Origin of the sequence: Rhizobium sp. AN6A, from assembly GCF_900215635.1 — a bacterium.
GTDB lineage: Bacteria > Pseudomonadota > Alphaproteobacteria > Rhizobiales > Rhizobiaceae > Agrobacterium > Agrobacterium tumefaciens.
On record NZ_OCNC01000003.1, the window covers coordinates 868,024 to 875,000 of the forward strand.

The 6,977-nt window shown below is 55.1% G+C and carries 5 protein-coding genes, 1 tRNA gene and 2 rRNA genes (1 of these 8 running past the window's edge); all 8 read right to left on the bottom strand.

Annotation, left to right across the window (positions count from 1 at the left end; translation table 11 throughout):
* Positions 1 to 28 precede the first annotated feature (28 nt).
* Positions 29 to 1,024 (bottom strand): biotin-dependent carboxyltransferase family protein, encoded by a 996-nt coding sequence (locus tag CRO62_RS07940; protein ID WP_097099807.1) that lies wholly within the window; start codon positions 1,022 to 1,024, stop codon positions 29 to 31.
* Positions 1,021 to 1,728 carry a 5-oxoprolinase subunit PxpB gene (gene pxpB, locus CRO62_RS07945; protein ID WP_097099808.1) on the bottom strand — a complete coding sequence of 236 codons (708 nt, stop codon included), beginning with the start codon at positions 1,726 to 1,728 and terminating at the stop codon, positions 1,021 to 1,023. Before pxpB ends, CRO62_RS07940 begins: the two co-directional genes overlap by 4 nt.
* Positions 1,725 to 2,153, bottom strand: coding sequence for an acetyl-CoA carboxylase (locus tag CRO62_RS07950; RefSeq protein WP_097099809.1), 429 nt, complete (start codon positions 2,151 to 2,153; stop codon positions 1,725 to 1,727). The genes pxpB and CRO62_RS07950 overlap by 4 nt, the downstream gene beginning before the upstream one ends.
* Positions 2,150 to 3,538, bottom strand: coding sequence for an acetyl-CoA carboxylase biotin carboxylase subunit (accC, locus tag CRO62_RS07955; protein ID WP_097099810.1), 1,389 nt, complete (start codon positions 3,536 to 3,538; stop codon positions 2,150 to 2,152). Before accC ends, CRO62_RS07950 begins: the two co-directional genes overlap by 4 nt.
* Entirely contained in the window at positions 3,538 to 3,972 is a 435-nt protein-coding gene (locus CRO62_RS07960) for an acetyl-CoA carboxylase biotin carboxyl carrier protein (RefSeq protein WP_097099811.1), read from the bottom strand. The genes accC and CRO62_RS07960 overlap by 1 nt, the downstream gene beginning before the upstream one ends.
* Positions 3,973 to 4,280: 308 nt before the next feature.
* Positions 4,281 to 4,357: transfer RNA gene (locus CRO62_RS07965), tRNA-Met, on the bottom strand.
* Between the two features lie 246 nt (positions 4,358 to 4,603).
* Positions 4,604 to 4,718 (bottom strand): 5S ribosomal RNA (gene rrf, locus CRO62_RS07970).
* A 220-nt stretch (positions 4,719 to 4,938) separates the two neighbouring features.
* A 23S ribosomal RNA gene (locus CRO62_RS07975) occupies positions 4,939 to 6,977 on the bottom strand (it continues 768 nt past the right edge of the window).

Below are 6,977 nucleotides of genomic sequence, written 5' to 3' on the forward strand. Positions count from 1 at the left end.
TTTCCTCCCTTTGCTCCCTGGTTGTCCGTCAACCCATCGCATTCAGCGCTCGCTTGACCATTTGTGAGGTCTGGCGAACATCATCGACGTATTTCGCAACTGCCCGCTCGGCCACACGCGCTTCCTCGTGATTGGACTTCACGAATTTGATCTTCCCACCCGCGCGTGCCTGTCCTAACCGCCACAGGTCGGCTTCGATCACGCCGGCAATCTTTGGATAACCGCCCGCCGTATTTGCATCGCTCATCTGGATGATCGGCTCGCCACTTGGCGGCACCTGTACAACGCCCGGCATCACACCGTGGGAACGCATTTCGATGGTTTCGGTCGGTTTGATAGGATCACCCGACAGCCGGTAACCGGTGCGGTCGCTGCGGGAGGATATGCGCCAGATCTGGCTCCAGAATTCTTCGCCATCATTGGCAAACAGCTTTTGTTCACCGGCCGGAATAGCGCGTATCGGCAAAACGCCGTCCACCACAGGCGGGAAAATATCGCTCAAAGCCACGGAAGGCTCAACTACACCAAGCCCGTTTGATGGCAGTGGTAACAGATCGGCGGAAGCCCCTATTTCCAGCCTGTCGCCTATTGCAAGCGGCCGCCCATCGTGACCGCCGAAACTGCCGCGCAGCGCCGTGCTTCGAGATCCCATCAAAACCGGAACGTCCACGCCGCCCGCAACAGCGACATAGGCGCGGGCAAGTTTCGGCGGCTGCCTCAGTTCCAGTATCTGACCTTCCTTGACGATATGAGCGCACCAGGAAAGCAGCTCTTTCCCGTCAAGCAACGGGCACCCATCCGTTCCGGTAACGGCAAATGTTGCTGTTTTTGTAAAACGCAATTTGAAAGGAAAAGTCTGGACCTCGATGACGGCCGCATCTGCGGCATTACCAGTCAGAATATTGCCGATCTTGAGTGACAGAGGATCCATGGCACCGCCAGCAGAAACCCCGATGTCACGGTAACCGGGGCGACCGAGGTCTTGCACGGTGTTGAAGGGGCCGGTTTCGATGATCTCGATCATAGCTCGATCCCTGTAGGTATGAAGCGAACCGTATCTCCGGGTGCCAAAAGAGCTGGCGCAGAAGAGGCGGGATCGAACATCTGCAAATCGGCGTAACCGATGGAATTCCACCCATTCGGTCCGGTCAACATCGCCACACCCGTCTGCATTCCACCGATAGTCACGCAACCCTTTTCCATCTTGATCGATGGCACGGTTTTTCGGGGCATATAGATGCGCGCATCAAGACCATGCAGATAGCCAAAGCCCGGCGCACTCCCAAGCGCGAAGACGCGGTAGGTCGCCTCATGGTGAATCCGCACGACTTCGCGATCGCTCAGCCCTGAAAAATCGCAGAGGGCTGGAAGGTCGGCAGCGTATTCGCCCCCATAATATACCGGTATTTCAACTGTCTTCCCGACAATATCCAGACTGGCTGCTTTATCCCAGGCATCGAGCAGCTGGGACACGATGGACTCTGGATCTTCAGGCGTTTCCTTAAAAATCGCCAGAAGGTTCGTCATGCCGGGAATGACTTCCGCAACACCTGCCCAGACTTTTACCGTTTGCGAAAGCGCCCAGATCCAGCGTTGTGCTGGCAGATCAAATTCGCCGGATGCTTCGAGCAAGAATGACCGGGAGCCTATGAACGAAACGCGCGCCTGACCTTTGATGACGGGCTGGATTTCGTGACGAGGTGCTAGAGTGTTCGATGTCGCAATCATGATTGAAGCTCGATTTCGAACAGCGGATCACCAAAACCAACCAGAGCATCCTGCATGGCAAGCTGATTGACGAGCGAACCGTTACGACCCGCGACAACGGGAATGAGAATGTGGTCGATCCGGATGAATCCAATCACGTCATCTGCAGCAACCAAACGCGGAAGATTTTGCGTTTTTGCAGGCAGAGCAGGCTTAGAAGAGCAGAAGAGACCGGTAGTCGGCGCTTTTACCACCACTTTCGAAACAGCGGCCTTTGGTGAGCAAACAGTGCCAGCGGCGGAAATTGCAGATCTTGCCGAGGCAGAAACAATAATGCGTACCTGACCCTCAGGCGTCGTGATTTCCACGCCGTCCACGCCTGCATCCGTCAGCATATCGGTCAAAGCTGTGAGTAAGACGGGGTCGCTAAAGTCGGGCCTGCTCATGCCGCGCTCCGTTCTTTTAGCCATTGTTCAAGATAATGAATGTCTGTTTCGCCCTGCGCGAAAGCTTCGTCCTCAAACAGGGCGTGCAGGAGCGGAAGATTGGTCGAAATACCCTCCACCCGTGTACCCGCAAGCGCCTGGCGCATCCTAACCATGGCTTCAGCACGGGTCGGCGCATGTACGATCAACTTGGCGATCAAGGAATCATAATAGGGTGACACCCGGTAGCCGACATGGATATGGGTATCGACGCGAATCCCCTCTCCCTCCGGCAGCACAAGATCGGTCACGACGCCCGCCGACGGGAGAAACTTATCGGGATCTTCGGCATTGATCCGGCATTCGAAGGAATGTCCGTCGCAGACAACATCTGCCTGCCGCAGATCCAGAGGCTTACCCTGCGCCGCCTTGATCTGGGCCTGAACGATGTCGATGCCGCTCGTCATTTCCGTGACGGGATGTTCGACCTGCAAGCGCGTATTCATCTCGATGAAATAGAATTTGCCGTCTTCAAACAGGAATTCGAAAGTTCCCACCCCGCGATAGCCGATCTGTCGGCAAGCCTCGACGCAAGCCATACCGACCGGCTGGATCACATCGACCGAAATTCCAGGCGCTGGCGCTTCTTCGACCACTTTTTGATGACGACGCTGCATCGAACAGTCGCGGTGACCAAGCCAGACGGCATTGCCGTGCGTGTCGCACAGGACCTGTATCTCGATATGACGGGGATGCTGGAGAAACTTCTCCATGTAGAGGACAGCAGAGCCAAAAGCCTGCCGCGCCTCCTCCCTCGTCAGGGTAATGGCTTCGTGAAGCAAGGCAGCTTCCTGGACCACTCGCATGCCACGCCCGCCACCACCGCCCGCAGCCTTGATAATGATTGGATAGCCGATTTCATTTGCGATACGCTCAACCGTTGCGGCATCCTCGGGAAGCGCTGTATCCGGTCCAGGTACACATGGCACACCGGCCGCAATCATTGCCCGTTTGGCAGCGATCTTGTCGCCCATCGTGGAGATCGACCTTGCGTCCGGACCGATGAATACGAGACCGGCATCTTCGACAGCCTGAGAAAAGGCGGCATTTTCGGACAGAAATCCATAACCGGGATGGATCGCACCCGCACCCGTCAAACGGGCAGCGATTAAGATGGCATTCTGATTGAGATAGCTCTTGGCAGCATTCGCCGGGCCAACACAAAGGAAGGTGTCAGCCGTTTGGCCATATGGAGCCTGCCTGTCCGCCTCAGAACAGATGGCCACGGTCTTCAGGCCCAATTCGCGGCAGGCGCGCTGAATGCGTGCAGCAATCTCACCCCGGTTGGCAATCAGAACCGTGTCGAAACCCGGCATATCCGATGCGGCGTTGAGACTTTCCGCCATTACGCGATCTCCGCCAGCAAATCATTGGCCTCAACCTCGCCACCATCAACCTCCGTCAGATAGGTGATCCGGCCAGCACGTGGCGCAGCAATTTTATTGAAGACTTTCATGGCTTCGATGATGAAGAGGGCCTGCCCCTCCTCGACCACATCTCCAGCCTCGACAAATGAAGGTTGTCCCGGCGCGGAAGCGCGATGCAAAACGCCAAAAATCGGGGCATGAACGGAGGTGGCCGATGTGGTGGCAGGAAGGATCGACTCCGACTGATCGATCAGCGCGTCATCCCCGGCCTTGACCGAGACATTGCTGCCAGCCTCTGTTCGAGGTGCGGTTTTGAATATCCGCACAGTTACGCTTTTCTCTGTCACCATGAGTTCGGTGACGTTCGTTCGTCCGACAAAATCAATCAGCGTCTTTATCTTCGGCAGGTCCATAAGCGTACTCGGCATTGTCCAAAGCCACCCGGTAATCCCGCACGATCGGGGTCACTTTCGGCTGCCTTAGACCTAGCACGATAGGCTGTTTGATGGGGTCAGAAGAAGTTTTGATGGAGGTGTTCAGTTAATAGGGCCGTGAGCTGTTGAGTTCGCGAGGCTCCAGTGGGCGCAATGGATCGACCGCTGCACACTATCAGAGCCCGTGAGGGATATACCGCCTGCAAGTCATTTGCGGTATCCAACGCCCTAAACGCAAAACGCCCTCCGGGATGGGAGGGCTTTGTTGTTGATAGTCTTGAAGATATTGGTTGCGGGGGCAGGATTTGAACCTGCGGCCTTCAGGTTATGAGCCTGACGAGCTACCGGGCTGCTCCACCCCGCGTTACCATCGCATTCGGCTCTGCCGAATGTCGCGCTTCCGTCTTTGCTTTAGCGAAGACGGATCTGTTTGGGGTCAAATTGCCGAAGGCGATTTGTCTCCTGTAAGGGACGCACCCTAATTGGGTGACCGATTTGTTTCGGCACATTGTGCGCTGCATTATTATAGCATAAAGGCCGCTTCAGCGGCCTTTTGATTAGGGCTTGAAGCCCTTTTTGTGACTGAGAAGATATTTGTTGCGTTTTGCAGACCTGGCAGCGACCTACTCTCCCGCGTCTTGAGACGGAGTACCATTGGCGCTGGGGCGTTTCACGGCCGTGTTCGGAATGGGAACGGGTGCAGCCGCCCCGCGATAACCACCAGGTCGGCAAAACGCAACACAGTTCATGTTTTCACATGAGTGTTGTTTCGAGAAGCTGGGAAGCTTGCGCTTCATTTAATTTAACACGTCTTTCTGCGACCCATCCGTATGTTTGCCATACAGACCAGAGGTCGTCGCGCCCTGTGGCGCGGCCCGTCCGGAGCGCTATGCGCGTCAGGACAGAACAGATGATGCTCATCTTTGATGAGCATGAACAATGGGAACGAAGAAGTCGATCGAGCTATTAGTAACGGTAAGCTTCACATGTTGCCATGCTTCCACACCCGTCCTATCAACGTGGTCGTCTTCCACGGCTCTGATAGGGAACACTCGTTTTCAGGTTGGTTTCCCGCTTAGATGCCTTCAGCGGTTATCCATTCCGTATATAGCTACTCTGCTATGCCCTTGGCAGGACAACAGATCCACCAGAGATACGTCCATCCCGGTCCTCTCGTACTAGGGACAGATCCTGTCAATATTCCTACACCCACGGCAGATAGGGACCGAACTGTCTCACGACGTTCTGAACCCAACTCACGTACCGCTTTAAATGGCGAACAGCCATACCCTTGGGACCTGCTCCAGCCCCAGGATGCGATGAGTCGACATCGAGGTGCCAAACAACCCCGTCGATATGGACTCTTGGGGGTCATCAGCCTGTTATCCCCGGCGTACCTTTTATCCGTTGAGCGATGGCCCTTCCACACGGGACCACCGGATCACTATGACCGACTTTCGTCTCTGCTCGACTTGTCAGTCTCGCAGTCAGGCGGGCTTATGCCATTGCACTCGACGACCGATTTCCGACCGGTCTGAGCCCACCATCGCGCGCCTCCGTTACTCTTTCGGAGGCGACCGCCCCAGTCAAACTACCCACCATACACTGTCCCGGATCCGGATAACGGACCGCGGTTAGACATCCACGAAGATAAGGGTGGTATTTCAAGGATGGCTCCACAAGAACTGGCGTCCCTGCTTCAAAGCCTACCACCTATCCTACACATGCCTTGGCGAATGCCAGTGTAAAGCTATAGTAAAGGTGCACGGGGTCTTTCCGTCTGACCGCAGGAACCCCGCATCTTCACGGGGAATTCAATTTCACTGAGTCTATGTTGGAGACAGCGGGGAAGTCGTTACGCCATTCGTGCAGGTCGGAACTTACCCGACAAGGAATTTCGCTACCTTAGGACCGTTATAGTTACGGCCGCCGTTTACTGGGGCTTCAGTTCAGAGCTTGCACCCCTCCCTTTAACCTTCCAGCACCGGGCAGGCGTCAGACCCTATACGTCGTATTGCTACTTCGCAGAGCCCTGTGTTTTTGATAAACAGTCGCTACCCCCTGGTCTGTGCCACCCCATCATACTTGCGTAAAATGGGGTCACGCTTCTTCCGAAGTTACGCGTGCAATTTGCCGAGTTCCTTCAACATAGTTCTCTCAAGCGCCTTGGTATACTCTACCTGACCACCTGTGTCGGTTTCGGGTACGGTCTATACGGTGGAGCTATTTCCTGGAACCTCTTCGCCGCACATTCAATCCAGTAAGAATGTACAACACACGAGATCCGTCACTACCACCAGGCCCACGAATATTAACGTGGTTCCCATCGACTACGCGTGTCCGCCTCGTCTTAGGGGCCGGCTAACCCTGCTCAGATTAACTTTAAGCAGGAACCCTTGGTCTTTCGGCGAGGGAGTCTCTCACTCCCTTTATCGTTACTCATGTCAACATTCGCACTTCCGATATCTCCAGCAGCCCTCACGGGTCCGCCTTCACAGACTTACGGAACGCTCCGCTACCACGCAACAGTCACTACAACTGTCACATCCTCAGCTTCGGTGCATGGCTTTAGCCCCGTTACATTTTCGGCGCAAAGACCCTTATTTAGACCAGTGAGCTGTTACGCTTTCTTTAAATGATGGCTGCTTCTAAGCCAACATCCTGGTTGTTTTGGGATCCTCACATCCTTTCCCACTTAGCCATGACTTGGGGACCTTAGCTGGAGGTCAGGGTTGTTGCCCTTTTCACGACGGACGTTAGCACCCGCCGTGTGTCTGCCGACTAGTACTCCTCGGTATTCGGAGTTTGGTTAGGATCAGTAAGACGGTGAGTCCCCATAGCCCATCCAGTGCTCTACCCCCGAGGGTATTCGGTCGACGCTCTACCTAAATAGATTTCGCGGAGAACCAGCTATTTCCGAGTTTGATTGGCCTTTCACCCCTAGCCACAAGTCATCCCAATCTATTGCAACAGATACGGGTTCG

Coding starts and splice junctions, on each gene's coding strand:
- CRO62_RS07960 (WP_097099811.1), bottom strand. CDS start 3,972: ATGGACCTGCCGAAGATAAAGACGCTGATTGATTTTGTCGGACGAACG.
- accC (WP_097099810.1), bottom strand. CDS start 3,538: ATGGCGGAAAGTCTCAACGCCGCATCGGATATGCCGGGTTTCGACACG.
- CRO62_RS07940 (WP_097099807.1), bottom strand. CDS start 1,024: ATGATCGAGATCATCGAAACCGGCCCCTTCAACACCGTGCAAGACCTC.
- pxpB (WP_097099808.1), bottom strand. CDS start 1,728: ATGATTGCGACATCGAACACTCTAGCACCTCGTCACGAAATCCAGCCC.
- CRO62_RS07950 (WP_097099809.1), bottom strand. CDS start 2,153: ATGAGCAGGCCCGACTTTAGCGACCCCGTCTTACTCACAGCTTTGACC.